The following is a 26862-nucleotide window of genomic DNA, read 5'->3' as shown; positions in this document are numbered from 1 at the left end:
AAGGGTCTGAGCTGCAGTTCGATTTCCGTTCAGGACGAAGCGAACGCCTCCCCCATGTACGCGTTCTCGATCACCTCGGGCGTCGCGGCGAGTTCGGCGGCATCGCCTCGGAGCACCTGGTTGCCGTGGCGCATGACCATGGCCGTGTCCGCGACCTCGAGGGCGAGCTGGACATGTTGCTCGACGAGGATGACCGCAGCACCGGTGCTGTCGGCGACGGCACGCACCACGGGTAGAAGACGTTCGACGATGACCGGCGCCAGACCCATGCTGAGCTCATCGATCAGCAGGACCTTGGGGTGCTGAACGAGAGCCCGCCCGATCGCGAGCATCTGTTGCTCACCTCCCGACAGCGCACCGGCCGGCACCTTGAGCCGGTCGGCCAGCTGCGGGAAGGTCTCCAGGATCGAATCGCGTTCGGCCGGCCAGGAACGTCGCGATCGGACCGAGAGCCGTAGATTCTCCTCGACGGTGAGCGAGGTGAACAACGAGCGGTCGTCGGGAACCAGGACCAGTCCGGCCTTGGCCGCCCTCCGAGCGTGTCCGGACTTCACCTGGTGTCCGTCGACGGACACCGTGCCGGCCAAGGTCGGCAGCAGGCCGGCCAGCGACATCAACACCGTGGTCTTGCCTGCCCCGTTCGGGCCGAGGAGCGCCAGCACCTCCCCCGCGCCGAGCTCGAGATCGAATCCGCGAACGCACGGCCGACCGTTGTATCCGGCGTCCAATCCGGTGCAGCTGAGTAGTACGGGGCTCATGCCTTCAGCTCCTCACCGCTGTGGGTGGCGCCGAGATAGGCGCTGGTAACGGCCGGATCGTTGCGGATCTCGTCGGGGGTTCCGATCGCGATCACCTTGCCGAGGTCGAGAACGACGATCCGGTCACAGACTGCGAGAACCAGTTCCATGTCGTGGTCGATCATCACGACGGTCACCCCCGCATCGCGGATCGCTCGGAGTCGGTGTCCGAGCCACAAGCTCTCGGTGCTGTCGAGGCCGGCGGCCGGTTCGTCGAGGAGGACCACCCGCGGTCGCCCGGCAAGTGCGCGAGCAACGGAGACGAGCTGCCGCTGTCCCTGCGAGAGTTCCTTCACCTGGCGGTCGACCACCGGGACGAGGTGCAACAACTCGAAGAGCCGGTCCAACTCGTCCTCCCCCAGCGTCGCCGTGTCCGGGCGGTGCCGAGCGGCGGTGGTGCCGACGGCGACATTCTCACGGACCGAGAGGTCGTCGTACAGTTCGATGCCCTGGAACGTGCGACCCAGCCCGTGGCGGCTGCGCTGGAAGGGGCGCTGTCCGTCGAGGCTGTGGCCCTCCAGGTTCACACTGCCGGTCGAGTCCGCGAATCCGCTGATGGCGTCGATGAGGGTGGTCTTGCCGGCTCCGTTGGGTCCGATGAGGCCGATGATCTCGCCTTCGCGGACGTCGAACGACACGTTCTCGACGGCGGTCACGCCGCCGTAGCGGACGCCGATCTCCTTCGACGACAGGATGACCTCGCCGGGTGCGCGGGGTTCCTCGACAGTCGGCGAATCGGTGCCGGGCGAGATGGCCAGTTCGAGATCGGCGACGGTGTCCTTGCGGCCGAAGACCCTGGTGCGCAACCAGTTCGTCGCCTTGTGTACCTCGGAGATGATGCCCTCGGGGTTGGCGATGACGGTGATGACCAGGAGGATGCCGGTGATGACGTGGTAGTACGTGCCCAGGTTGACCGCACGGTCGAGCAGGACGAACAGGATGCCGCCGGCCCCCATGATCCCCGCGAGAACGCCGCCGGAGACACAGGTGACACCGGCCAGGTACACCAGTGCGAACATCCCGATTCCGGCGATGGCGGCATATGATTCGGGAACCACGACGGTCTGCTGATAAGCCATGAGTGAGCCGCCGATCCCGGCGATGAACGCGCCGATGGCGAACGCCACCAGCTTCGTTCGCGACACGTTCACTCCGGCCGCCGCGGCCGATCGTTCATTCGCGCGTACCGCCAGCATCGAGGCGCCCAGCCTGCTGGTCCGCAGCCGGGCGACACCCAGGCCGACCAACGTCAGGACGATGAGGCACAGGACGCCGAACGCGATGTTGGGGTAGGTGTTTCCGGAACCGATGCCGAGATCCAGGCCGAACAGCGACGGATCCTTGACGGCAGCCCCGTCGATTCCTCCGTTGAACTCGTTGTTGCGGAACCAGAACGCCTCCAGGAACACGGCGAGACTGAGCGTGACGACCGCGACCGGCAGACCCCGGATACGCAGTGCCGGGAGTCCGACGACAACACCCACCACCGTCGCCACCACGGCCGCCAGCACCGGTGCGATCGGGAACGGAACACCCCAATCGGTGGTCAGACGCGACATCATGAACGCTGCCACTCCCGCAAGGGTCAACTGCGCCAATGAGATCTGACCGGCGAACCCGGTGACCACGACCTGGGACAGGGCGATGATCGCCACCGTGAACGTGACGATGACCGCGCCCCGGACACTGCCCTCGGTGAAGATCAGGAACCCGAGTGCGACCACGACACCGGCGATGCTGGGAAACAACAGATTTCGTGGACGAGGTGCGGCGCCCAGAGTGTTCTGGACGATGGCGCCGCGGGTGGGTAGGGGTTTGCCGCGCAGCACCAGGAAGATCAAGATCATCGCCAGGGGTATCAGCTCGGCCATCCCTGATTGCGGCATCCAGCTGACCGTTGCCTGCAGGTGTGTCATCTCCGACTGCAGGACTCCGATACCCAGCCCGGCCGCCACCGCCGGCCCGATCGCACTGAAGTTGCCGACCAGCGCAGCGGCCAGTGCCGGCACGATGAACAGCGTGTAGGACACCGGGATCAGCGGGACGATCGGGGCGATGAGGATGCCTGACAGACCCGCGATCATCGTCGACAGTGCCCAGTTGGCGTAGGCGATGCGTTCAGGTGACAGACCTGCGACGATCGCACCTTTCTCCGATTCGGCGGCCGCTCGGGTGGCCAGACCGAAGCGGGTCAGACGGAACGCCAGGATCAACAGCACCGTCAGCACGACGACCAGCGCCGCAATCCAGACGCGATCAGCCGGGACCCGGATGTCGCCGATCTCGATGATCTCGGTGGGCAGGATCGCATCCACCGACACCGGGCTGGTGCCCACCCGGGCGGCGAGCACGGCCTGGATCACCAACATCACGGCGATCGACGCCACCGCCTTGGCCGTCGCTGGTGCGGTCCGCAACATCCGGAACACGCAGAGGTACAGAAGAGCGCCCAACCCGGCGGCGATCAGTAGAGCGATCACCATGGCGGGCGCCAGTCCCAGGGGTCCCCCGAGATCAATTGTCTTGGGAAATCCCGGGATCGGGATGAGGAGTTCACCATCGCGCAAGTACGCGTACGTGTACGCGATGTAGAGCGCGATGGCCCCGGTGGCGAAGTTCACCACACCCGAACTCCGGTAGGTCATGACCAGAGCCAGCGCCAATGCTGCGTAGACAGCGCCGTTGCCGAGCCCTAGGAGCAAGAACTGGATATCTTGGGTCATCTACCGACTTCCGGTCATCGTGCGGGTGTGGTGAATCTTCGCCGTGTTCAGACGAGCTTCGGGTCGATGAGCTCGCCGTCCTTGAAGGTGACGATGATGCCTCCGCTGCCGCACACCGACGGCATGCCCGGCATCGCCTTGCCGTCGCAGGTGAACTTCAGTCCGTAGCCGGCTGGGAGCGGAACATCCTTGGCGCTCTTGATCGCCGCGGTCAGGGCGGCGGGTGAGGTGTCGGTGCCCTGCACCGACTCGGTTGCGCGGACCAGGCCGAGCATGCCCTGATAGCCGATGATCGCGAAGCCCTCGATGTCGGTGTCGGGCGCGTACTTGGCCATGATCGCCTTGTAGAGCTGGGTCTCCGGGTCATCGGAGTTGATGACCGAAGCGGTCGAGACCTTCGTGTCGTTGAGATTCTCGGCACCGACCGCCTCGACGACCGCCGGATCGGAACACGGCTGGATGGTCATCTTCTCGGCCGTCGTCGACACCGTGCCCAGCGCTTTGAACACCGATGTGCAGAGAGTGGATTCACCGATGACCACCACACCGTCAGGCTTGTCTCCCAGGCCGGCACTCACCTGCGGCGTCGCGTCCGGGGTGCCCGGCGGGATCGGCACGACCTTGAGGTTGACTCCCGCGGCCTGGAAGGCGGGTGCGCCCATCGCCTGGACACCGGCAGTCGCCGCCGGGACGTCGATCACATAGGCGGTGACGTTCTTCATGCCCTGTTGCGCGGAGTACTTCGCCATCGAGGTGAGGGCTCCCGGCAGGCCGGCGGTCCACATGAAGGCGCCGGGGGTCGTCAGCTCCGACGACGCCTGACCGGCCGCCGAAACGTAGGGGATCCCGGCGCCGGTGATGATCGGAACCATCGAATTGCCCTGGCCGCTGCTGGTCATGAGGACTGCAGAGACCTTCGCCTCCACCATCTTGTTGGCACAGTCGCGGGCCTGGTTGGCGTCTTCGCCTTGCTTACAGGTGACCAGTTCGATGGGCCGGCCACCGATGCCACCGAGGTTCTCGTTCGCGTACTGGACGACGGCCTCGGCCGATTCCCGGTTCTCGGGCATCGAGATGGCCTGTCCGCCTTCGTTGTTGATGAGACCGATCTTCACGGGCTCGCCACTGGCCGCATTCCCGGGGAACGAACCCTCCGGCGCGGCGACGCTCTCGGACGCGGAGCCGTCACTGCTGTCGTCGCTGCTACATGCGGCTGTCGCGCTCAGCGCCACCACCGCTATCGATGCGGCCACCATCTGGGCGACGCGCGAGCCTCTGAACGGTTTCATCGGTGTCCTTTTCAGTAGGGGATAGAGACGGCGCAGCCGTCCTCTGTCACTTAGATGACTAAGTGGCATTGGGTAACTATATGGCGCCGAGTGATCTGTGTCACCGAATTCGGCTCATGGTCGATTGACCTGGTTCGGTTGTCCCCGTACCTGACGCCGAGATCGCGTATGTCCTGCGAACCCGCACCGGGGTGTGGGACCCGATCTGCGTCGGATCCGGTTCGAACAGGCCGCCCAAGCTCCACCCGGTGCACGCATCATCGGCCCGGAGGACAACCCGCGCCGCTACCGCAGCCGACTGGCCGCCAGACAGGCACGGCGGCGGGCCGAACATGCCCGCAACAGGCGGGAGCGGGAAGCACTCCGCGACGCCGAACGCCGCGACCACCTAGGAAAGCCGGCCACCGTTCCGAGGCGCTGTCCGATGGTGACGACGCACGGCTACGACCCTGCCGCGAGGGGAACCCGCCGCGGGTTTCGACGAATCGGCGGGATCAGAAATCGAACCCGCCGCCACCGAAATCGCCGCCACCGAAGTCGCCGCCGCCGAAATCGCCGCCGGCATCGCCCCCACCGAAGTCGTCTCCGCCGAAGTCATCCCCGCCGCCGGCGTCGCCTCCGTCGATGGCGCCCAGGTCCGAACCGTCGCCGACGCCGCTCTCGAAGCCCTGTGCGTCATACGGGACGCCCGCCATGCCGGAGAACATTGCCGAGAACAGGAACATGGACCCGACGCCCCAGGCGCCCGCCACGAGCGCCGGCCGCCACCAGGGCTCCGAATACCAACCGGCCGGGACCGGACGACCGGCGACGCGGCCACCCGGGTAGTAGTTCGGCGTCCGATCAGACGGGTTGGGTGACGCCTCGACCTTGCGTCCTTCGAAGTCGACCTGCCGATCTTCGGTGACCCTGCCCGCACTCTGCTGACCATCGAGTTCCGGGATGGCCGGACCGGGGTCGAGGTTCATCGCGACTCGAGCCGCACGGATGTAGTAAAGGCCTTCGAGGGCGGTCTGCTTGGCCAATCGCGCCTGTGCGGGCGAGTTCGCCTGCTCGATCTGGGAGCCGGCTGCGGTGTACCGCTCCCCCGCATCGGCGAGCGCCTGCTTCGACGCCGGACCATCACCGACCAACATGAACACTTGCCCGCCGAGGCGTTCGATGGCTTGCCGTGCGTCAGCCTTGGCGTCGTCGAGCGTGCGAGCGGCGTTCGCCCCGGAGCGCTGCTGTGCGATCACCACCACCCCGACGACGACCAGGACGATGACGGCGATCAGGATCAGTCCACTCATGCTCTGCCTCCGGCCAGTTGTGCGTGCCCGACCGTTCTCGGCGGCGGTCGGGCCGAGTCGACAAGTCGGGCGTAATCGAGCCTACCGAGGATCGGCGGGCGCTGGACCGGTCGAGTTATGGCTCGCGTGTGAGACGTCGCGTTGTTCGAGCCGATCGATCTTTGTCAGGCTGAGGTAGCCGACAAGGAGAACCATCACGGCGAGGAAGACCAGGTTCGTAGCGGTTGTACTCAAACCCAACCCGCCGTCGTCGCGGGGCTGGGTCAACAGATCGCCCAGTGACGCACCCAATGGACGGGTCACCACGTATGCTGCCCAGAACGCAACCACCATATTGAGTTTGAACAGATAGTGGGCGGCGGTGACCACCGCGATGACCACTGTGAAGATGATCAGTGAAGTGAGGTAACCGAGCGCGAGTTTCTCGGCGACCAGGTCGCCCGACGCGGTGCCGAGGGCGAACGTCGTCAGGATCGCGAGCCAGTAGAACGCCTCTCGGCGCCCTGTCCGTATCGAATGAATCGACAAGGTGCGTTCGAATGCGTACCAGGTGGCGAACACAGCGACCAGTGCGAGCGCGAACACGATGGTGGTCGCCATCAGCGGAACACCGAGGTTGTCGGTCAGGTTGTCGGTGATGAGCGTGCCGGTCACGCTGACCAGCAGCACTGTCCACCAATACAGTGCCGGCAAGTAACGGGTGGAGGTGAACTGGGCGACTAGCGTGACGACCAGCAAGATCACCGCCACGACTGTGGTCGACTGCAAACCGAGGCCGAGTGTCATGTTGACGTAGTCGGCCGCGGTCTCGCCGACCGTGGTCGCCAGGATCTTGATGATCCAGAAATAGACGGTCACCTCGGGGACCTTGCTCATGGCGAGACGCGTCGAGCTGGAGCCGAGAATGTCAGAGTCCATGTTTACAAACACCTTTCGCGGGAGCGTGTGGGTATGGGGCGAACCAACCGGGTACTCGGCCGGATCCGCGACGGCGAATCCCGCTCATGACGGCGTCCGTGGTAGTGGGAATGATCAGGGCTGCAGCTGCTCCCACCGCGAACGCGGCCAGCACGTCGGAAAACCAGTGCACCCCGAGATAGAGGCGGGTGGCGGCGGCAACCAGGCTTATCGCAAGGCCCGCCCCGACCACAGACATCCGACTTCGACGGCTCGCCCCCGCCGTCGCGACCACGGCGGTCGTCAGGGCGAGCGCCGTGGTCCCGGTGACATGCCCGGACGGATACGAGAGGGTCATCTCGGTGATTCCGGCGTGGTAATGCATCGGCGGTCGCGGTCGATGGACCGAGAGTTTCACGATCTCCGTGAATGCGCCGGCAGCCACGACGCCGCCGACCACCGCGGCTGCGCGGCCCAGCGTACGGTCGCGGAGGAACAGCCAGGTGGCGATCACCAGTGTCCAGAGGATCACCATTCCCGGGCTGAACAGATCCGACACCGTCGATACCGCCGAGACCATTCCCTGATGGCGATGGTCGAACACCCAGGTCATGACCGTCTGATCGATGGCGAGCGGACCACCGTGCGTGGCCAGGGCTGCGCCCAGCGCGCAGACACCGAGGATCAGAACCCCCGCGAACAGGCCGCGGATCGTAGAAGAAGACATGAGCGCATAGTCGCGCTCGGATGCTTAGGGGACGCTGAGTCGGAGGCCACGTCGACGGCCGAGAGCTGACTACTGTCGGGATGTGCGACGTCGACAGGTGCGGTTACCCGGAAGGCTGGCAGATCGGTTGCGGCCTGTCCGCGTCCGATTGACACTACTGGCCACCGCCTTGGTCTCGCTGGCCCTGGCCGTCGCTGCAATCATCTTGGTGCTCCTCATCCATCAGGTGCTGATGCGCTCCGCCGAACGCGAGACTGCTGCGCGGGCGCACGAGATCGCCGGAGTCGTCGCCGAGGAAGGTGTGACGGGGCTCGACGGCACGGCGCTGAGCTTGAACGGAAACGTCGACATCGTGCAGATCGTCGACGCATCCGGACACATCCGTGCCACGAGCAGCGACAGCTCTACGGCCGCTCTGGCACCCGGGGTGCCGGTGGGTACCGAGTCCGTCGTGGACGGTGCCACCACTGTCCCGTCGGGACCGGAGTACCGGGCGACAGTACTCGGGGTGAGCACCCCCGATGGTCCGATGAGCATCGAGGTCGGGGTCTTGGAACGGCCCATCGACTGGCTGGTCCTCATCGTCGGCCTGATGTGCTGCATCGTGTTCCCGGTCATCGTGATCGGGATGGCGGTGCTCACCCACTATTTCGTCGGCCGCGCACTGGCACCGGTGGAGAATGTCCGCCGGCAGGTCGACCAGATCACCGGCGAAGGGCTGCACCACCGAATCCCGGTGCCGCCCACCGGTGACGAGATCGCCACGTTGGCAACAACGATGAACAAGATGCTCGATCGCATCGACACCGCCCGCACACAGCAGATGCGATTCGTCAACGACGCTTCCCACGAACTGAACAGTCCGCTGACCACGCTCATCGGTCTGCTCGACCTCGCGCGCGTGACTGGTCGACCGGTCACCCCCGACACCGTTGACGCGGTGATGTTGCCCGAAGCTCACCGGCTCCAGTCGATGGTGGCCGATCTACTGCTGCTCGCCCGCGCCGACGAAAGTGGGGTGCCGCTGCGCATCTCCGATGTGGACCTGGACGAGGTCGTCAGTGATGAGGTCGCGCGTCTCGAGGCGCTGGGCCATGATCGGATCGAGGTCCGCATCGTCGCCGTCCGCGTCCGAGGCGACGCGGAAAAGCTGTCCCGGGCATTGCGCAACATCGCCGACAACGCGGCGCGTCACACCCGCGATCGGCTCACGTTCACCATGGAACTCTCCGAAACCGGCGATGAGGTCTCGGTCACGGTCGCCGACGATGGACCGGGAATCGCCGATGCGGACAAATCACGGGTGGTGGAACGGTTCGTCCGCCTCGACACCGCTCGCGAACGCATGCGAGGAGGATCGGGTCTCGGACTCGCGATCGTCGCCGAGATCGTCCGCGCTCACCAGGGTCGGGTCCTCATCGCCGACGCTCCCGGTGGAGGCGCCACGATCGGCTTCATCTTGCCGGTCGCGCAGTGGTCCGACGCGCGTCCCGACGACTCGGCGGGCGTCGAATCGTCGTGAGTGCCGTGCCTCACCCACCGCCGTCATCGGCCAGCCGATATCCGACGCCGCGGACGGTTTCGATGGCTTTGCACCCGAACGGGGTGTCGATACGGCGGCGCAGATAACTGACGTAGACCTCTACCACGTTCTCGTCACCGCGATAGTTGATGTCCCAGACCGAATCCAAGATCTGCGCCTTGGTGACGACGTCACCCTTGTGGCGCATCAGGAACTCGAGAACCGCGAATTCGCGCCGGGTCAGCGTCAGATCCTCACCTCGACGCGACGCGGTGTGTGCTGCCGGGTCCAAGGTCAGTGAGCCAGCGGTCAGCACTGTCGGCCGCTCGGGTGCACCACGGCGTGCCAGCGCCCGCAACCGGGCGATGAGCACCACGAACGAGAAGGGTTTGGTCAGGTAGTCGTCGGCGCCGAAATCGAAGGCGTCGGCCTGATCGTATTCGCCGTCCTTGGCAGTCAGCATCAGCACCGGCGTCCAGACATCGGCCGCTCGGAGGTCTCGTACCACCTCGTAGCCATTGCGGCCGGGCATCATGATGTCGAGGATGATGACGTCGAACCGCTTGGTGCTGGCTTTCTCGAATCCGGCGGCGCCGTCGTGGACGACATCGACGACCCACCCCTCGGCAACCATCATCTGCCGTACCGTCTCGGCGACATTCTGGTCGTCGTCGACCACCAGAATCCGCACCTGCCGTCACCATCCTTGTCTCGGGCCGGTCGACCCTGTTGACGACCAGCGTACGAGACAGGATTCATTCGACTCCGAGAATCCCGCTGCGACCGGTCACCGCGCGCGGGCGACGTCGACGACGACTCGAACGTCGTCGGCGACCTTCAACGTGCCCATCATCAGTGAGTACGGCTTGATCCCGAAGTCGCTCTGAGTGATCGTCGCGTCGGTGGAGATCTGCCGGCCCGCCGCGGTCTCGACGACTTCGAAGTCCAACGAAAGCGGGCGTGTTCGGCCGTGGATGGTCAACGTGCCGTCGGCTCGGTACCCGTGTGCCGTCGCGGTGAGTGCCTCGGATTCATAGGAGATCTCGGGGTACTTGTCGGCGCGCATGGACTTCAAGGCGTTCATACGGGCGAGCGACTTCTCGGCTCCGGTCATCGGGATGAGTCCGCCCTCGCCGGCTTCCACCTGCATGGAGTCCACTGAGATCGTCGCCGCGATGCGGTTGGGTACCAAGTCTTTCAAGGTCACGACCGCGGTCCATGCACGCATCGCGATCGTCAGCCGATGGCCGGTGCGTGCCGCCGGTCCGGTGACCCCGGTGTGCACCACGACCGAGCCGTCGGATTCGCTGAACTCCCAGACCGATTCCTCCACGGCCGTAGTGTAAGCGCTCGGGTACATGCCCGTGGCCCCACGACAGGTGGAGAGGTGACGAAGATGGTGACTGCACAAAGGATCCTGCTCGATGTCGACGAGGCGGGGGTCGCGACGGTCACGCTCAACCGCGCGGAGAAGCACAATGCGCTGGACCCCGCGATGTTCGACGCGTTGCTCGAGGTGACCGGCGATCTGGCGGCTGATCGTCGCGTGCGGGCCGTCGTCGTTCACGGGGACGGAAAGAGTTTCTGTTCCGGCCTCGACATCTCGTCTCTCGGCGGCGAGGGGCTGGGCGGCTCGTTGCTGGAGCGGGACGACGCCGATCGTGGGAACCATGCGCAGCGAGTGTCGCTCGACTGGCGGCGCGTGCCGGCGCCGGTGATCGCGGTGCTCCACGGCAACTGCTTCGGAGGTGGACTGCAGATCGCTCTCGGCGCCGACATCCGCTACGCGGCCCCCGACGCCCGCCTGTCCATCATGGAGGTGAAATGGGGCCTGGTGCCCGACATGGGCATCACCCAGACGCTTCCCGGGCTTCTTGCGGCCGACGTGGCCAAGGAACTGACCTTCACGGGCCGCATCCTGTCGGGCACCGAAGCCCACGAGGTCGGGTTGGTCACCGGAATTGCCGACGACCCTCTCGCCCGCGCCTTGACGCTCGCCCATGAGATCGCCGCGAAGTCGCCACATGCCGTGCGCGCCGCGAAACGCCTCTACGACGAGACCTGGAGTGGCGCCGATCCGGCGGCGGCACTGTTGCTCGAGAGCACACTGCAGGTCGAGTTGATGGGGTCGCCGAATCAGCTCGAGGCCGTGCGCGCCGGCATGTCCGGACGGGAACCCCGCTTCGCCGACCCGGAGTGAGACCGCCATCCGACCACCGCTCCGTCGACTCGGCAGGTTCTCCTCAGCTCGCGCTCGTCGCCGAAGGCGGAGCCGAACCGCCCTGGCGCTGATCGCTCATCAGACGTGCGATCTCCGCACAGTCGGCGTCCGACGGAAGACCCATACCCGGCGAGTACCCGTACACCTCGGTCATCGGTCTGGAGCTTCGCCGGCCGTCCAGGATCTCCACCGAGTCGGTGGTGATGAGTCCGGGGTGGTCGACGCCGCAGGCCTGCGCGACCCTGGCGAGGTCACGGCGTAGCGTCGTGATGTAGTTCGCCGCTCGGGGTGCCTTATTGTCGGGCGCCAATCCCCTTGTGAGCCAGCTGTTCTGCGTGGCGACACCCGTCGGGCAGGTGTCGGTGTGGCATTTCTGGGACTGGATACACCCGACGGACAGCATCGCCTCGCGGGCGACGCTGACCATGTCGCATCCAAGTGCGAAGGCCTGGACGGCGTTGTCGGGTAGGCCGAGCTTGCCGCTCCCGATGAACGTGATCTGCTGATGTAGGTTCCGCTCGGCAAGGATCCGATAAACCCTGCTGAACGCGAGGAAGAACGGGAGCGAGACGGTGTCGGCGAAGAGCAACGGTGCTGCGCCCGTGCCACCTTCTCCTCCGTCGATGGTGACGAAGTCGACTCCGCGGCCGGTCGTCGCCATCAGGTCGGCGATCTGATGCCACGAGTCGAGGTCTCCGACCGCGGATTTGATGCCCACCGGCAGCCCTGTTTCGGCGGCGAGAAGTTCGACCCAGTCGAGCATGCTGTCGGCGTCGGAGAATTCGGCGTGCCGTGATGGACTCACGCAATCACGTCCCGCCGTGACGCCGCGCGCCTCTGCGATCTCCGCAGTCACTTTGGGGCCGGGAAGCAACCCACCCAGATTGGGCTTGGCGCCCTGGCTGAGTTTGATCTCGAGCGCGCGTACCGGAGCTTCGGCGACGACGGCTTTCAGGCGGGCGAGGTCGAAACGACCGTCGGCGTCTCGGCAGCCGAAATAGGCGGTGCCGATCTGGAAGACCAGGTCCCCACCGTGACGGTGATAGGGCGAGATCCCGCCTTCGCCGGTGTTGTGGAGCGCGCCGGTCATGGCGGCCCCGCGATTGAGTGCCTCGATGGCGTTCCCGGACAGGGCTCCGAAGCTCATCCCGGAGATGTTGACAACCGACGTCGGGCGGAACGCACCCGGTCGTCCACGTGCTGCGCCGACCACCTTCGCGCAGGGCAGGACCACCTCGTGGCCGGCCTCGGGTGCCGAAGCCGGTGCAGACGACTGGCTGAACGTCCGATGTTTGATCACCGGGAATCCGGTCGTGAACTCGACGTCGTTGTCGGTGCCGAACCCGAAGTAGTTGTTCTCTTTCTTGGAGGAGGAGTAGATCCACCGGCGTTGATCGCGGGTGAACGGACGCTCTTCGTCGTTGGCGGCGACGATGTACTGACGTAATTCGGGTCCGAACGTCTCGATCCAGTAGCGCGCATGTCCGACGAGCGGGAAGTTGCGCAGCAACGAGTGCTCGCGCTGAAACAGATCTCGAACGACAACGGCCGCCGCTGTGGTGGCGGCACCGACTGCGACAGCAGACCTCTTGCGGCTCATGTGTCGAGTGTTCACCAGTCGGGCCGGGTAGCGCCACGTATCAAAGAGCCGGGATTCCCGATTCGGGGCCGGCGATATACTGATCGACGCGTTGCGCTTCTTGATCCGCTCATCGGCGCGCTGTCCTCGACGACCTCCGGTCTCGCGTAGGTCGGCCGTGGAACCGGCTGTCCCTCAACGGAAAACCAAATCTTGCAAGGTCAGGAGAAGGCGACGATGCCGAACTTTCCTGCACTCACCCACGTCGCGATCACTGTCAGCGATCTCGACGTCAGCACTGCGTGGTACCAGAAGTTGTTCGACGCCCAGCCCGTTCTGGACGAAGACGAAGAGTCCGGCAATTTCCACCACACGGTCTTCGCGCTCGGCGGTGGAACACTGTTCGGTCTCCACACCCACACCACGAATTCTGGCGGTACGCATCCGTTCAGCGAACTGAACGTGGGACTGGACCATATCGCGTTCGCCTGCACGCAATCCGAACTCGAGGACTGGGTCGCACGCCTCGACGAGGCTGGAATCGAGCACAGCGGAATCAAACACGCGCACTACGGGTCGGGAATCTCTTTTCGCGACCCGGACAACATCGCGCTGGAGTTCTTCGCCCCACCAGCCGGCTGATCGCGCGTCAGTCGTCCGTGGAGTCTCCGTCGAGATGGGCCAGAGCAGCCCGCGCGCTCTCCAACTCGCGGGTGAGCTCATCGATCCGCTCCTGAGCCGCGGCACGTGCGGACTCGATCACGCCGTCGACTGCCGCGACCGCGGTCTCGTCACCCAGTTCGCGCATCGCACGAGCCACCCGGTCTGCGGTCACCTCGGTTGCCTTGCCCTTCCTGCTGCCGTGCGAGACGGACACTGTCCACGTGCTCTCGCCCGCCGACGCCACGGTGACGCTCACCACCGACGCGGTCTTGGGGCGTCTGGGTGCCTTGGGCGGGACGGGTCTCGGCTTCACCGTGTCCGTTTCCGGTTCAGTGCGCGATGAGTGTTCGGTGCGCACCGCAGGTGCCTGGGGTGATTCCGCCTTCGGTTTCTGCGCAACGGGTTTCGGCGCCTGTGCGGGTTTCGGTGGCTGCCCGGGATTCGGCGCCGGTGTCGCCCTGGCAGCTCGCTGACGTGCAGAGGAAGCAGAGGTCGCTGCTCGGGTCTTCTGCAGTTCGTCGGCCTCGAACGGTAGCTGGTCGTCGACGCCCTTGGGGCTCACCATCACCGTGGATCCGTCGATCGACACGACACGTGCCGATGCTCCCGCGTCGAGCCCCAGCGACGGCATCGGATCGCGTAGGTACACGGTGGCCCGCTTGCCTGCGGCGAGCGCCGCGGAGAGAGATTCCAGATCGTCGGGAGTCAGTCCCGGCCTTCGATGCGAACTCACACCGACCATCTTCGCACACGCGTGCGAAGAGAACACCCCCAGTCGAAGCGGACGGGTGCCAGGCCCATCGAAGGGTCGATCAACTCGGCGGCAGGTGCGCCACACGCGGGTGGAGGTCTGGATTCAGGCGCCGCGAGCCATTGCCAGCATGCCTTTGATGCCCAGTCCGGCCTTGGTGCCGCCGTCGCACAGGATGTCGGTGCCGGTGAGATAGCCCGGTTTGTCGCCGGCGCAGAAGGCCAGCAGTTCTGCGATCTCGTCCGGGCGGCCGAATCGTTTGAGTGCGGCGAACTCCAACAGTCTGGCCGACCCGCTCTTCTCCTCGAGCTGGCCCATCTCGGTGTCGAACGATCCCGGCGAGACGGACAGGATGCGGGCACCCCGAGCACCGAACGCACCGGCTCGGTCCGCCGAGTAACGGATGACGAAGTTCTTGCTCAGCGAATACGCCGAACCGGGATGCATCCTGGCCGGACCGCGGGATGCGTTCGCGATCATCTTGCGGGTGAACTCCTCGACGTCGCGCGTCGCCAGCCGGTAGGTGCGCCGCGGCACCATGACCGACGGCAGCATGTGCCCGGCGATGGACGCGACGTTGACGAGAGCGAATCCCTCGCCGGCGGCGGCCAGGGACGCCTCGGTGACGTTGATGGTCCCGACGGCGTTGATCTTGATGATCTTCTCCGCCGACCCCATCTGTGGGCTCACCCCGGCGGCGTGCACCACCGCGCGTACCGGCGCGGAGGCGGCGGAGGTCGCGAAGAGGGCCTCCACGGATCCGCGGTCGGTGATGTCGGCGACGACGTACCGAGCCCGGATCCCGCTCGACTCGAGATCGGCCACGGCGGAGGCCAGCGGATCCTCTCTGACGTCGGTGAGCACCACGTCGTGGTCGCGACCCATGATCCTGGCGGTGGCCAGTCCCATCCCGCCGGCGCCGCCGGTCACGATCACAGTCCTGTCCATCGGTGTCTGGTCCCCTCTGTTGATATTCGGCGAGCCCAAGCCTAAGGCGTCTCGGACCATGCTGCTGGTCTCCGGGAAGCAGTTGTGGCATGGAACTTCTGAACGGGCGGAGCCGCCGGCTCGGGGCCCGTGACGGTGGAAACGGTCGCCACGTCCTCCTTCTGGCACGATGGCAACGTGTTCTTCCTTTTCGGATTCGGTCGCAGGCAACAACATCTCGGTGCGGGACAGACGCGGACATGCCCGCGATGCCACAACACCACCCAGTGGGCCAGGATGCGGGAGTACAGCCAATTCACGCTCTTCTTCATCCCGGTGGCGCGCTGGGGCCGTCGGCAGTTCGAGGCGTGTGGTATCTGCGGTGCCACCGTCGCGGCCTGAGCGATCACTTCGTCAACCGCCATCGATTCATGCAGTGCGCAATGCTTGATCAACTGCATGGAATGACAGAAGATGGCTCAATGGACTCCACGTCTGCCCCACCTCGGCGCCGATCGCGCAAGAAGTTCGACAAGCAGGTCGATGCGGTGATGTGGGCCTCTCGTGCACTGATCGGGATCGCCGCGGCCTCGGTCGCGGAGGTGGAGGATCGGGTGAGCATTCCTCAGCTGCGGATCCTCACATTGGTCGCCACCCGGGGGCCGCTCAGTCTCGCAGTCATCGCCGACGAACTCGACGTCGATCCCTCCAGCGCCAGTCGAAGCGTGGACAGGTTGATGAAGGCAGGCCTGCTGGACCGACGTGATGCCCCTGAGGATCGACGCAGACTGGCGGTGACGGTGACCACCGACGGCGCCGACCTCGTGCAGACCGTCACTGATCATCGACGTGAGGCCATCGCCGCGGTGCTCAAGAAGCTGAGTGCAACGCAGCGTGACGAACTGACCGTCGCGTTCGATGCCTTCGCCGTCGCGGCGGGAGAGCCGACCACTGACGATTCCCTGACCCTGGTGTGGCCCCTGCACCCGTGAAACGCAGCCTTCGGCGTAACCGGGTGTCACCTGAGGGCGCGAGATCGCTTGGCCAGTACCGCAACAGTCAGCGAGGCGACCGCGGCCGCCACACCCGCGACCCCATGGTGACGAGACAGGACGGTCTGAGCACTCGAGTTCTTGGCGCGTCGGTCGAACACCCCGTGCGCGCCGAAGTCGCTTCCGTCCGGTCCGTCCGCCGGCTCCCAGAGGTTTGCCGGCTGGTCGGGATCGCGGGGGCGCGAGGTCTGCTGAGAGTCGAAGCCGGTGCGCGCCAGGTACCGATCGAGCAGTCCGGGTGCTAGCGCATTGCCGACGAGAGTTGCCGCGGTGCTCGCACCGACCCAGTATTCGCGGCGTTTCGGGTGGTCCGCGGCATGGAGCACCGCACGGGCTGCCACCTCGGGTTGATAGATGGGCGGCACGGGTTGTGCATGCCGGGGCAGGCGGGAGAGAACCCACGAGAACTGCGGCGTGTTGACCGCGGGCATCTGCACCATGGTCACGTGAACGTTGCTGTGGCGGTGCAACAGTTCGCACCGGACCGATTCATGGAATCCCTGGATGGCGTGTTTTGATCCGCAATAGGCGCTCTGGAGCGGGATACCTCGATAGGCCAGGGCGGAGCCGACGTGCACGATGGTGCCGTGGTCGGCGGGCAGCATCCGTTTGAGCGCCGACATGGTGCCGTACACGAAGCCGAGGTAGTTGACCTCGGTGACGCGCCGGTATTCGGCCGGACTGATCTCGGTGAACGGTGCGAATACCGAGGTGAATGCCACGTTGACCCACACGTCGATGCGACCGAACCGCTCGACGGTGGCCGCAGCGGCGGCTTCGACCGCCTCGGGGTCGGCGACGTCGGTGGGCAGGACGAGCGCCTCGCCGCCTGCATCCTCGACCTCACATGCCGCCGCTGCGAGCCCGGCCTCTCCGCGTGCGATCAACGCGACCTTTGCTCGTCGATGTCCGTATGCGCGCGCCACTGCGCGTCCTATGCCCGCGCTCGCGCCGGTGACGACCACGATCTGGCGGTGGGTTGGTGATGACATTGCATGTCCTTTCCGTGCGGCGCTCAGGTCAGGTTGTCGAATCCCAGGGTTGGGCAAGTCGTCTCGCGGTTTCGAGTAACAACGCGTGGACGAATGCCTGGGGTAGATTCCCGCGCAACTGTCGTTCGATGACGTCGAATTCCTCGGTGAACAGTGCCGGAGGACCGCACGCGGCACGGTTCCGTTCGAACCATCGAACCGCCTCAAATCTGTTGCCCTGCTGATGATCAGCGAGTGCCATGAGAAATCCGCACAGCAGGAAGGCGCCTTCGGCTTCGGCGAGCGGGCGATCGTCGTGCCGGAATCGGTAGACATAGCCGTCGCTGCCGAGTGTGGTGCGGACCGCGTCCAGTGTTCGTCGGCTCAACGGGTCCGTCGCCGGGATCGCTCCCCTGATCGCCGAAAGCAGTAGAGCGGCATCGACCCGTTCGTCGTCGGGGGCGCGCTGCCACCGCCCCGACGGATGGGTGCAGCGGTGACGGGCGTGGTCGACGAGGGTTTCGGCGAGGTCGAGCCAGCGGTCGCGCTGTGCGTGTGGTGCGAAAACGGCCACGGCGCGTAAACCGGCAGCGCACGTCAGGGTCGAGTGTGTCCAGCGTCGAGTGTCGAGCTCCCAGATTCCGGCGTCGGGCTCCCGCCAGCGGGCTTCGATGGCAGCGGCGGCGGTTTCCACCGCGCGCCAGGATGATGATTCGAGGCCGTCGTGACGAGCTGCCGCTGCGAACAGCAACAACGCCTCCCCGAAGGTGTCCAGTTGGAACTGGTGGTTCACCCAGTTGCCGACGACCACGCTGCCGCCGGGGTAGCCCGGAAGCTCGGCTGTGCTCTGCGAGGGAACGTCGCCGCCATCCGTCGTGTACGCGGGCTTCAGCTTCGAGCCATCGGCGAGCAACCGCTCGCCGACGAAGCGAACCGATGCGTCGAGAAGCGGATGCGGGTCGTACAGGGCCGCCGCCTGACCCGCATAGCACTGATCACGAATCCAGCAGTAGCGGTAGTCGTAGTTTCGCCCTTGCTCGGCCCTCTCGGGTAACGAGGTGGTCGCGGCAGCCACCATTCCTCCACTGCTGCTTGTCAACCCGGTGAGAACAGCGGTCGCGTGTCGTGCGTCCCGATCGGCAAGGGTGCCTTGGATCGGCGCGACGGCAGTGGCCCACGCGTGTTCGGTCCGGTCCCAGAGTTCGTCCGGTGTCGGCGGGATGTCGACCAGCGGGCGGTCAGAGATCTCCAGGACCAGATCGTGGGTATGTCCCTGAGGTACGTCGAGATGCATCTCCATTCCGGCCCGGGACCGGACCGCGGTCGAGGCCCCGCTCCAGCGCAGATGAAGAGGTCCCGCCCGTATGTGCCAGGAGTCGTCGGGGGCCCGCGATGGACTCGACACGCGGCCTTCGTCAGGTTGCGCTCGGAGCAGTACGCGCAGCCGTGCAGGTCCGTCGAGCGCGACGATGCGGCGCAGGATCACTGCCGTGTGCCGGTCGGCAGGCATCGCGAGAGCCTCGCGGCACTCGATGATTCCCGTGTCGACCCAGCGGCTCCGCCAGATCAACGACCCGTCCTCGTAATAACCGCCCCACACGAACCGGGGCGTGTCGGGTGCGACCAGGTAGATCCCGGGCCCGCCGAGCAGTGTGGAGAAAACGGGTTCGGAGCCCCATAGCGGTGCGCACATCCACGCGAGATCACCGCGTGGACCGATCAGCGCTCCTCGTTCACCGTCTGCGACCAAGGCATACTCGCGGAGCACATGAGGGGCAACGTCCGCATCTGACCTGTTTGTTCGCATTGCGTGGACCACGTTTTCCCTCTCGGAACTCCCAGGAACGACTGTGTCGGATGGCGTCTCGCCCTCTCTACCTTGCTACTCGCAATGATTGATCGAATGCAATGGTTGCTCGTGGTTGATTGTTCCGCCTCCGTGGACGACCATGGGCACTGCACATGGACTCGAGGAGAAACCACACTGCACGTGATTTCGAGGAGAAACCGATGGCAGACAAGAACGTCGCAGACTTCCTGCTCGAACGACTCCGGGACTGGAACGTCGAACACGTCTTCGCCTACGCGGGCGACGGCATCAACGGCATGCTCGCGGCCTGGGGACGAGCTGGAAACCGCCCGCAGTTCGTTCAGTCTCGGCATGAGGAGATGAGTGCGTTCGAAGCGGTCGGCTACGCCAAGTTCACCGACCGTCTCGGTGTGTGTATGGCGACGTCAGGCCCGGGGGCAGTCCATCTGCTCAACGGCCTCTACGACGCCAAACTCGATCACGTCCCCGTGGTCGCGATCGTGAGACAGACCAACCGCTCCGCGATGGGTGGCTCCTATCAGCAGGAAATCGATCTGCTGAGTCTCTACAAGGACGTGGCGAGCGACTACGTACAGATGGTCACCGTTCCCGAGCAGCTGCCCAACGTGCTCGACCGCGCGATACGGGTCGCACTCACCCAGCGGGTACCCACGGCGTTGATCATCCCGGCTGACGTGCAAGAGCTCGAGTACTCGCCACCGACACATGAGTTCAAGATGGTCCCGTCCAGTCTGGGCTTCGATCGACCGAAAGTGGCGCCGGACGACGAGGCGATCGCACGAGCCGCCGCGGTCCTCAACGCGGGCGAAAAGGTCGCACTCCTGGTCGGGAACGGTGCACGCGGCGCCGCTGCGGAGGTGGAGCAGGTCGCCGATCTCCTCGGCGCCGGTGCCGCGAAAGCGCTTCTGGGCAAAGATGTTCTGTCCGACGAACTACCCTGGGTCACCGGATCGATTGGATTGCTGGGTACGCGACCGAGTTACGAGATGATGCGTGACTGCGACACGCTTCTCACGATCGGCTCGAGTTTCCCCTACACGCAGTTCCTGCCCGACCTCGATCAGGCCCGCGGCGTACAGATCGACGTCGACGGTCGCTTCGTCGGTATGCGCTATCCCAACGAGGTCAACATCGTCGCCGATGCTCGCACAGCTCTCGAAGCGCTCATCCCCCACCTGCAGCGCAAGGAGGACAGGGGCTGGCAGGCGAAGATCGAATCCGATGTCGCCCGGTGGTGGGAGACCATGGAGATGGAGGCCGCTGTACCGGCCGACCCCGTCAACCCGCTGCGGCTGTTCGCCGCATTGTCGCCCCGGATGCCGGAAGACGCCATCGTCACCGCGGACTCCGGATCGTCGGCCAATGGTATGCGCGTCAGCTTCGGTTCCGAGGACGCATGCGGGGTTCGCTGTCGGGCACCCTGGCGACCATGGGGCCCGGTGTCCCGTACGCGATCGGCGCCAAGTTCGCCCACCCGGACCAGCCGGTCATCGCATTCGTCGGTGACGGCGCGATGCAGATGAACGGCCTGGCGGAGCTGATCACCATCAAGCGGTACTGGGAGGACTGGCGCGATCCCCGGTTGATCGTCGCGATTCTGCACAACAACGATCTCAACCAGGTGACGTGGGAGATGCGCGCGATGTCCGGGTCCCCGAAGTTCACCGAGTCCCAGGACCTGCCGGACGTCGACTACGCCGGCTTCGCATCGTCGCTCGGTCTTCACGCAATAACGGTGAGCGACCCGGACGACGTCGACGGCGCCTGGGATGCGGCGCTGTCCGCACCGCGTCCCACCGTGCTCGATGTCCACACCGATCCCAACATGCCCCCCATCCCGCCGCACGCCACGTGGGAGCAGTTCACATCGGCTACCGCTGCGGTGCTCGGCGGCGACGAGGACCGGTGGGGATTCATCAAGGAAGGGATCAGAACCAAGGCTCAGGAATTCTTGCCCCACAGGAACGGATGACACCCGAGCCGGAGCCGCCGATGACCGTCGTCGAACTCGATGCAGCCGCATACACGATTCCCACCGACGCGCCCGAAGCGGACGGGACACTTTCCTGGGACAGTACGACCCTCGTTCTCGTGCAGGCACATACGGACGACGGGGTCGGGGTGGGATGGACTTATGCGCCCGCGGCATGTGTGCCCGTCATCGCGGATCTGCTGGCCCCGCTGATCGTCGGGCGAGAGGACGCCGATGTACTCGACCTCCACGAGAAGATGATTCGTGCACTGCGCAACGCGGGCCGACCGGGAATCGCGGGATGTGCACTGTCAGCGGTCGACGTGGCCCTGTGGGACCTGAAAGCACGCCTGCTCTCGCTTCCGTTGCATCGGCTGCTCGGAGCGGTACACGAGCACGTCCCGATCTATGGCAGCGGAGGCTTCACCACCTACGACCACACCCGACTCGACGAACAACTCGAACACTGGGTACACGACCAGCGCATCCCCCGGGTGAAGATCAAGATCGCCGAGAGTTGGGGCACCGAGCCCGAGCGGGACCTCCGACGCATCCGTCAGGCACGAGAGGTCATCGGCGATGCGGCGGAACTGTTCGTCGACGCCAACGGCGGATACACCCGCAAACAGGCGATCCGGATGATGCAGGCCGCCGCCGACGCGGACGTACGCTGGCTGGAGGAGCCGGTGTCCTCCGACGATCTCGACGGACTGCATCAGATACGCGAGGCGGTCGACGTTGATGTCGCCGCCGGTGAATATGGTTATGCGCCTGCGTATTTCCGGCAGATGTGTGCCGCCGGTGCCGTGGACTGTCTGCAGGCAGACGTCACCCGTTGCGGAGGCATCACCGACTGGCTGCGGGTGGCGGCGATGGCGGCGACCTTCGGTCTCGATCTGTCCGCCCATTGCGCTCCGCACCTGCACGTCCACGCCGCCACCACAGTTCCCAACCTGCGTCACCTCGAGTGGTTTCACGATCATGTCCGGATCGAGACGGCGTTCTTCGACGGCACGCTCGACCCGACCGGTGGCTGCCTGACGCCGAGTGACGACGCCCCTGGACATGGCCTGACACCCAAGTTCGCAGACCTCGAACCTTTTCGGGTCCGGTGAGAACGCCGGACGATGTCACACAGTGAGGACAAACCCGTGACCGAGAACCACGCTTCCGGAGCGACTCCGCGAACTCCGCTGTTGTTCGACGAACTGGCCGAAGCCCTCCGGGAACGGGTCGATGGCGAGGTCAGGTTCGACGCCGGGTCCCGCGCCGCGTACTCCACGGATGCGTCCAACTACCGGCAGGTGCCGATCGGGGTGGTCGTGCCCAGAACGCCCGAGGCCGCCGTCGACGCGGTGACCGTCTGCCGGGACTTCGACGTGCCCGTGCTCTCCCGTGGTGGCGGGACGAGTCTCGCCGGTCAGTGCTGCAACACCGCCGTCGTGCTCGACTGGAGCAAGTACTGCACGCGCATACATGCCGTCAACGAGGAGAAAGGCACTGTCACAGTCGAACCCGGTATCGCTCTGGATGTGCTCAACAATGCACTCGAGGAGACCGGGTGGATGTTCGGACCGAAACCGTCCACTCATGTCAGCTGCGCGATCGGCGGAATGATCGGTAACAACTCGTGCGGCTCGACTGCCCAGGCATACGGCAAGACCGTCGATTCCGTCCTCGGCCTCGACGTGCTCACCTATGACGGCACGCGGATGTGGGTGCAGGCCACCCCCGACACGGACTACGAGAGGATCGTCCGGGTCGGAGACCGGACGTCTCAGATCTATCGGGGCCTCCGGCGACTACGCGATGACCACGCCGACCAGATCCGCGAACGCTACCCCGACATCCCCCGCCGTGTCTCCGGCTACAACCTCGATTCGTTGCTGCCCGAGAAGAACTTCGACGTCGCCCAGCTGCTCGTCGGCAGCGAGAGCACCCTGGTCACCGTGCTCGGTGCAGAACTGAAGCTGGTTCGACGTCCGGCGGCTTCTGCGCTCGTGCTCCTCGGCTTCGACGACATCACCACGGCCGCCGATGCGGTCCCGCTCGTCGTCACCCATGGACCGGCCGCGCTGGAAGGCATCGACCACCGTCTCGCCCAACTCGAACACAGCCGGCGACTCGCCGAGGACGCCCTCCGGCAACTGCCAGAAGGCAACGCCTGGTTGATGGTCCAGATGAACGGTGACGACCGCGCCGATGCCGACGCCAAGGCGAAAGGACTGATCGAAGACGTGTGCCCACGCACCGGGGCGCACGGCGCGATCTTCGATGATGCGACACACAAGAAGCAGATCTGGGCTGCACGCGAGGCCGGCTTGGGTGCCACCGCCTACCCGCCCGGTGAACCGGAGACCCACGAAGGCTGGGAGGACGCTGCCGTACCGCCCGACCGGCTCGGAGACTACCTGCGCGACTTCCGCGGACTGCTCGACCGGTATGGCTTCGGAAGCGCCTCGTTGTACGGACATTTCGGCCAGGGGTGTGTGCACACCCGGATTCCCTTCGATCTGCGCTCGACGGACGGTATCGCAAAGTACCGCGCGTTCGCGGAAGAGAGCGCGCACCTCGTCGTCGACTACGGCGGATCATTGTCCGGTGAACACGGCGACGGCCAGTCCCGGGGTGAACTCCTCCCCCTGATGTTCGGCGCAGACCTGATCCGTGCGTTCGAGGTACTCAAGGCACTGTTCGACCCCGGCAACAGGATGAACCCGGGCAAGATCGTTCACCCCAACCGTTTGGACGAGAATCTGCGACAGGGTGCCGACTACCGGCCTGCTGAAACGATCACGCACTTCTCCTACCCCGACGACAGTCACCGCTTCGCGCACGCCGCCGCTCGCTGCGTCGGAGTCGGCAAATGCCGCGGGCACGAGTCCGGGGTCATGTGTCCGAGCTATCGTGCCACCGGAGAAGAGGAACATTCCACGCGCGGGCGCGCGCGCCTACTGTTCGAGATGCTCGAGGGAGACGTGATCACCGACGGGTGGCGATCGTCGGAAGTCAAAGACGCACTTGACTTGTGCCTGGCCTGCAAGGGGTGCCGGAGCGACTGTCCGGTCGATGTCGACATGGCCACGTACAAGGCCGAGTTCCTCTCCCATTTCTATGCACGTCGCCCACGACCTCGGACGCATTATTCGATGGGATGGATCCCGGTGTGGGCGCGTATGGCAAGCGCCGCGCCCCGGTTCGTCAACTCCGTTGCGCACGCCCCGGTCCTGTCGCGACTACTGAAATCCGCCGGGGGGATCGACCCGCAACGCGCATTGCCGCGGTTCGCCGACGAGCGCTTCAGCGCCTGGTTCGCACACCGTGATGGCCCGACAGGGGGCGCAACGCGAGGACGCGTCGTGCTCTGGCCCGACACCTTCACCGAGAACTTCGATCCGCAGATCGGCCGGGACGCCGTCGCCGTCCTCGAAGACGCCGGCTTCGAAGTGCACCTCCCCGACCGGTTCGCATGTTGTGGACTCACGTGGATCTCCACGGGACAGTTGCCGACCGCCAAGCGGGTCTTGCGCCGGACACTGGACATCCTCGGACCGGCACTGCGTTCCGGTACGCCGATCGTGGTACTCGAGCCGAGTTGTGCCGCGGTGTTCCGCGCTGATCTGCCACAACTGTTGTACGGCGACGAGGACGCACACCGTTGCGCCGAGCAAACGGTGACACTCGGTGAACTCCTACGCGGCAGAGCCCCTGATTGGGCCCCTCCCGATCTTCATGCCTCGGCGCTGCTGCAGCCGCACTGTCACCAACACGCGGTGTTGAAGTACACCGCCGACTCCGCTGCACTCGAGACCGCGGGCGTGGACGCCGAGGTGTTGGACGCCGGATGTTGCGGCCTGGCAGGCAATTTCGGGTTCGAGCGGGGGCACTACGACGTCTCCGTCGCCTGTGCCGAGGACAAACTTCTCCCGGCGATCCGCGACGCCGGCGCGGAAACCCTGGTGGTGGCGGACGGATTCAGCTGCCGAACCCAGATCCGGGACCTCGAGCCGGATGTCTCGCCGTTGCACACCGCCCAAGTCCTGGCCGCCGCTCTCGCCCGTGGCGCTCGATCGGGAACATCGGCGAGTTCGTCTTCGGCGACGCACGGGAGTTGAGAAGGAATGCGAACAGTCGACGCGGTGGTGATCGGGGCCGGACACAACGGGCTCGTCGCCGCCAATCTTCTGGCAGATGCGGGTTGGAGTGTGCTCGTCCTCGAGGCCACCGCGGAACCGGGCGGTGCGGTGCGAACCGCCGAACTCACCGCGCCCGGGTTCCCGACCGACCTCTGTAGTGCCTTCTACCCCATGGCAATTGCATCACCGGTCGTCGAGGGCCTGGGTCTGTCGGGCTACGGACTACGTTGGCGACATGCACCGGATGTGCTGGCGCACATACTGCCCGACGACGAAGCGGTGCTGCTCTCTCGAGAACTCGAACGTACAGCTGCCTCCGTAGGACGATTCGCCGCCGTCGATGCACAGAACTGGCGCGATGAAGTGGTTCTGTGGAAACGAATCGGGCGGCAGTTGCTCGACTCATTGCTCCATCCCTTTCCACCGGTCCGCGGTGCCACGTCGTTGATGTGCGCGGTCGACACGGCCGAGGCGGTGCGGCTGATCAGGCGATTCCTGTTGCCCGTCCGAAGATTCGGGGAGGAGACGTTCAGTGGGGACGGAGCTCGCCTGCTGCTCGCCGGAAATGCGGTTCACAGCGTCCTCGGACCCGACGTCACGGGGAGTGCCCTGTACGGATGGTTGCTCACGATGCTGGGACAAACCGTGGGCTATCCCGTGGCGGAAGGCGGTGCCGGCCGGATCACCGACGCACTGGTCGCGCGGTTGACCGACCGCGGAGGCGTCGTGGAGTGCAACCGACCGGTCACCGGCGTGATCCTGCGGGATCGTCGCGCGGTCGGGGTGCGCGATGCCGAGGGCGAACAGGTGCGGGCAACGCATGCCGTGCTCGCCGATGTGCCGGCGCCCACGCTGTATCGCCGTCTGATCGGCGAGGAACATCTCCCGTCACGCATGGCCGACGATCTGAAGCGGTTCGAGTGGGACGACGGAACCGTGAAGGTCGACTGGGCGCTGTCGGGTCCCGTCCCGTGGTCGAACTCGGCCGCCACCGGCGCGGGAACCGTCCACCTGGGTTGCGACATCAACGGAATGGCCACGTACTACACGCAGTTGCGCAACGGAGTCCTTCCCGACGATCCGTTCATCCTGTTGGGACAGATGAGTACCGCCGATCCGACACGTTCTCCCCGGGGAACCGAGAACGTGTGGGCTTACACCCACGTCCCCCGCGACCTCCGATGGACGACTGAACGTGCTCAGCGCTTCGCCGACCGGATCGAAACCGTGATCGCGCGCCATGCTCCGGGGTTCACCTCCCGCGTCGTCGCGCGCGCCGTTCAGACTCCCGTCGACCTGGAACAGCACGATCCGAGTCTGGTGGGCGGCGCGATCAATCAGGGCACCAACGCAATTCATCAACAGCTGATCTTTCGGCCCACCCCGGGACTCTTGGGTTCTAGTGATCCCCGCAACACCCTGGCTATCAGGGAGTTGCGGGGATCATGGTTTCTGCGGAGTTGAAGGAGCTGTTTTTCGAGGCGTTGGACCGTGAATACGGCAACGTGACAG

21 protein-coding genes and 2 pseudogenes are annotated in these 26862 nt (G+C 65.5%); 10 read left to right on the top strand and 13 right to left on the bottom strand.

The window, feature by feature from the left end; all coding sequences use genetic code 11:
- Positions 1 to 29: 29 nt before the first annotated feature.
- From NWF34_RS10940 to NWF34_RS10930, 3 genes are read right to left on the bottom strand one after another with little or no spacing between them, the layout of a single operon-like run.
- Positions 30 to 758 carry an ABC transporter ATP-binding protein gene (locus NWF34_RS10940; RefSeq protein WP_258325032.1) on the bottom strand — a complete coding sequence of 243 codons (729 nt, stop codon included), beginning with the start codon at positions 756 to 758 and terminating at the stop codon, positions 30 to 32.
- Complete coding sequence (locus tag NWF34_RS10935) at positions 755 to 3520, bottom strand: branched-chain amino acid ABC transporter permease/ATP-binding protein (RefSeq protein ID WP_258325031.1); 2766 nt, start codon at positions 3518 to 3520, stop codon at positions 755 to 757. Before NWF34_RS10935 ends, NWF34_RS10940 begins: the two co-directional genes overlap by 4 nt.
- A gap of 47 nt (positions 3521 to 3567) precedes the next feature.
- Positions 3568 to 4809 carry an ABC transporter substrate-binding protein gene (locus NWF34_RS10930; RefSeq protein WP_258325030.1) on the bottom strand — a complete coding sequence of 414 codons (1242 nt, stop codon included), beginning with the start codon at positions 4807 to 4809 and terminating at the stop codon, positions 3568 to 3570.
- A 199-nt stretch (positions 4810 to 5008) separates the two neighbouring features.
- Here NWF34_RS10930 and NWF34_RS10925 point away from each other — a divergent pair.
- Positions 5009 to 5173, top strand: a pseudogene (locus tag NWF34_RS10925) (HNH endonuclease); the annotation flags it as partial.
- A gap of 130 nt (positions 5174 to 5303) precedes the next feature.
- Here the strand turns inward: NWF34_RS10925 and NWF34_RS10920 are convergent.
- The 3 genes from NWF34_RS10920 to NWF34_RS10910 all read right to left on the bottom strand — a co-directional run bounded on the left by NWF34_RS10920 (position 5304) and on the right by NWF34_RS10910 (position 7725).
- Positions 5304 to 6101, bottom strand: a complete 798-nt coding sequence (locus NWF34_RS10920; RefSeq protein WP_258325029.1) for a DUF1542 domain-containing protein — start codon at positions 6099 to 6101, stop codon at positions 5304 to 5306.
- 81 nt (positions 6102 to 6182) lie between these two features.
- Positions 6183 to 7019: a hypothetical protein gene (locus NWF34_RS10915; protein WP_258325028.1), complete on the bottom strand. Its 837-nt coding sequence runs from the start codon at positions 7017 to 7019 to the stop codon at positions 6183 to 6185.
- Positions 7009 to 7725, bottom strand: coding sequence for a phosphatase PAP2 family protein (locus NWF34_RS10910; RefSeq protein ID WP_258325027.1), 717 nt, complete (start codon positions 7723 to 7725; stop codon positions 7009 to 7011). The genes NWF34_RS10915 and NWF34_RS10910 overlap by 11 nt, the downstream gene beginning before the upstream one ends.
- Positions 7726 to 7807: 82 nt before the next feature.
- Here NWF34_RS10910 and NWF34_RS10905 point away from each other — a divergent pair, with 82 nt between their 5' ends.
- Complete coding sequence (locus NWF34_RS10905) at positions 7808 to 9247, top strand: cell wall metabolism sensor histidine kinase WalK (protein WP_258325026.1); 1440 nt, start codon at positions 7808 to 7810, stop codon at positions 9245 to 9247.
- A gap of 10 nt (positions 9248 to 9257) precedes the next feature.
- On the opposite strand, the gene NWF34_RS10900 is transcribed toward NWF34_RS10905, so the two are convergent.
- Positions 9258 to 9938, bottom strand: a complete 681-nt coding sequence (locus NWF34_RS10900) for a response regulator transcription factor (RefSeq protein ID WP_258325025.1) — start codon at positions 9936 to 9938, stop codon at positions 9258 to 9260.
- Between the two features lie 96 nt (positions 9939 to 10034).
- A complete protein-coding gene (locus tag NWF34_RS10895) occupies positions 10035 to 10580 on the bottom strand; it encodes a YceI family protein (protein WP_258325024.1) in 546 nt (181 codons plus the stop codon).
- Between the two features lie 66 nt (positions 10581 to 10646).
- On the opposite strand from NWF34_RS10895, the gene NWF34_RS10890 reads away from it, so the two are divergent.
- Positions 10647 to 11447, top strand: coding sequence for a crotonase/enoyl-CoA hydratase family protein (locus NWF34_RS10890; RefSeq protein ID WP_258325127.1), 801 nt, complete (start codon positions 10647 to 10649; stop codon positions 11445 to 11447).
- 43 nt (positions 11448 to 11490) lie between these two features.
- Here NWF34_RS10890 and NWF34_RS10885 read toward each other — a convergent pair whose 3' ends face one another.
- Entirely contained in the window at positions 11491 to 13068 is a 1578-nt protein-coding gene (locus NWF34_RS10885; protein WP_258325023.1) for an FMN-binding glutamate synthase family protein, read from the bottom strand.
- Between the two features lie 216 nt (positions 13069 to 13284).
- Between NWF34_RS10885 and NWF34_RS10880 the strand changes: the two genes are divergently transcribed.
- The gene (locus tag NWF34_RS10880) at positions 13285 to 13689 is read left to right on the top strand and encodes a VOC family protein (RefSeq protein ID WP_258325022.1); all 405 of its coding nucleotides are present in this window, start codon (positions 13285 to 13287) and stop codon (positions 13687 to 13689) included.
- Positions 13690 to 13696: 7 nt separating this feature from the next.
- Here the strand turns inward: NWF34_RS10880 and NWF34_RS10875 are convergent, their stop codons facing one another.
- Together NWF34_RS10875 and NWF34_RS10870 are read right to left on the bottom strand one after the other, a co-directional pair.
- Positions 13697 to 14452 (bottom strand): DUF6319 family protein, encoded by a 756-nt coding sequence (locus NWF34_RS10875; RefSeq protein ID WP_258325021.1) that lies wholly within the window; start codon positions 14450 to 14452, stop codon positions 13697 to 13699.
- A gap of 114 nt (positions 14453 to 14566) precedes the next feature.
- Positions 14567 to 15409, bottom strand: a complete 843-nt coding sequence (locus NWF34_RS10870; RefSeq protein ID WP_258325020.1) for an SDR family oxidoreductase — start codon at positions 15407 to 15409, stop codon at positions 14567 to 14569.
- Between the two features lie 177 nt (positions 15410 to 15586).
- Between NWF34_RS10870 and NWF34_RS10865 the strand changes: the two genes are divergently transcribed.
- Both NWF34_RS10865 and NWF34_RS10860 read left to right on the top strand, forming a co-directional pair.
- Entirely contained in the window at positions 15587 to 15790 is a 204-nt protein-coding gene (locus NWF34_RS10865; RefSeq protein WP_024499280.1) for a zinc-ribbon domain-containing protein, read from the top strand.
- A gap of 29 nt (positions 15791 to 15819) precedes the next feature.
- A complete protein-coding gene (locus NWF34_RS10860; protein ID WP_309148634.1) occupies positions 15820 to 16380 on the top strand; it encodes a MarR family transcriptional regulator in 561 nt (186 codons plus the stop codon).
- 26 nt (positions 16381 to 16406) lie between these two features.
- Here the strand turns inward: NWF34_RS10860 and NWF34_RS10855 are convergent, their stop codons facing one another.
- Together NWF34_RS10855 and NWF34_RS10850 are read right to left on the bottom strand one after the other, a co-directional pair.
- The gene (locus NWF34_RS10855; protein ID WP_258325018.1) at positions 16407 to 17432 is read right to left on the bottom strand and encodes an SDR family oxidoreductase; all 1026 of its coding nucleotides are present in this window, start codon (positions 17430 to 17432) and stop codon (positions 16407 to 16409) included.
- A gap of 28 nt (positions 17433 to 17460) precedes the next feature.
- Positions 17461 to 19218, bottom strand: coding sequence for a glycoside hydrolase family 15 protein (locus tag NWF34_RS10850; RefSeq protein WP_258325017.1), 1758 nt, complete (start codon positions 19216 to 19218; stop codon positions 17461 to 17463).
- Positions 19219 to 19421: 203 nt separating this feature from the next.
- Here NWF34_RS10850 and NWF34_RS10845 point away from each other — a divergent pair.
- The 4 genes and pseudogenes from NWF34_RS10845 to NWF34_RS10830 all read left to right on the top strand — a co-directional run bounded on the left by NWF34_RS10845 (position 19422) and on the right by NWF34_RS10830 (position 26814).
- Positions 19422 to 21214 (top strand): annotated as a pseudogene (locus NWF34_RS10845) (thiamine pyrophosphate-requiring protein).
- A complete protein-coding gene (locus tag NWF34_RS10840) occupies positions 21211 to 22329 on the top strand; it encodes an enolase C-terminal domain-like protein (protein ID WP_258325016.1) in 1119 nt (372 codons plus the stop codon). The pseudogene NWF34_RS10845 and the gene NWF34_RS10840 overlap by 4 nt, the downstream one beginning before the upstream one ends.
- 12 nt (positions 22330 to 22341) lie before the next feature.
- Positions 22342 to 25329 (top strand): FAD-binding and (Fe-S)-binding domain-containing protein, encoded by a 2988-nt coding sequence (locus tag NWF34_RS10835; protein WP_375295645.1) that lies wholly within the window; start codon positions 22342 to 22344, stop codon positions 25327 to 25329.
- Between the two features lie 6 nt (positions 25330 to 25335).
- A complete protein-coding gene (locus NWF34_RS10830; protein WP_258325014.1) occupies positions 25336 to 26814 on the top strand; it encodes an NAD(P)/FAD-dependent oxidoreductase in 1479 nt (492 codons plus the stop codon).
- The last annotated feature ends 48 nt before the right edge of the window (positions 26815 to 26862 follow it).

The organism is Gordonia sp. GONU (genome assembly GCF_024733855.1).
Lineage (GTDB): Bacteria > Actinomycetota > Actinomycetes > Mycobacteriales > Mycobacteriaceae > Gordonia > Gordonia amicalis.
The sequence above is the reverse complement of the archived record's forward strand: the minus strand, read 5'-3'. Positions and strand labels throughout refer to the sequence as shown.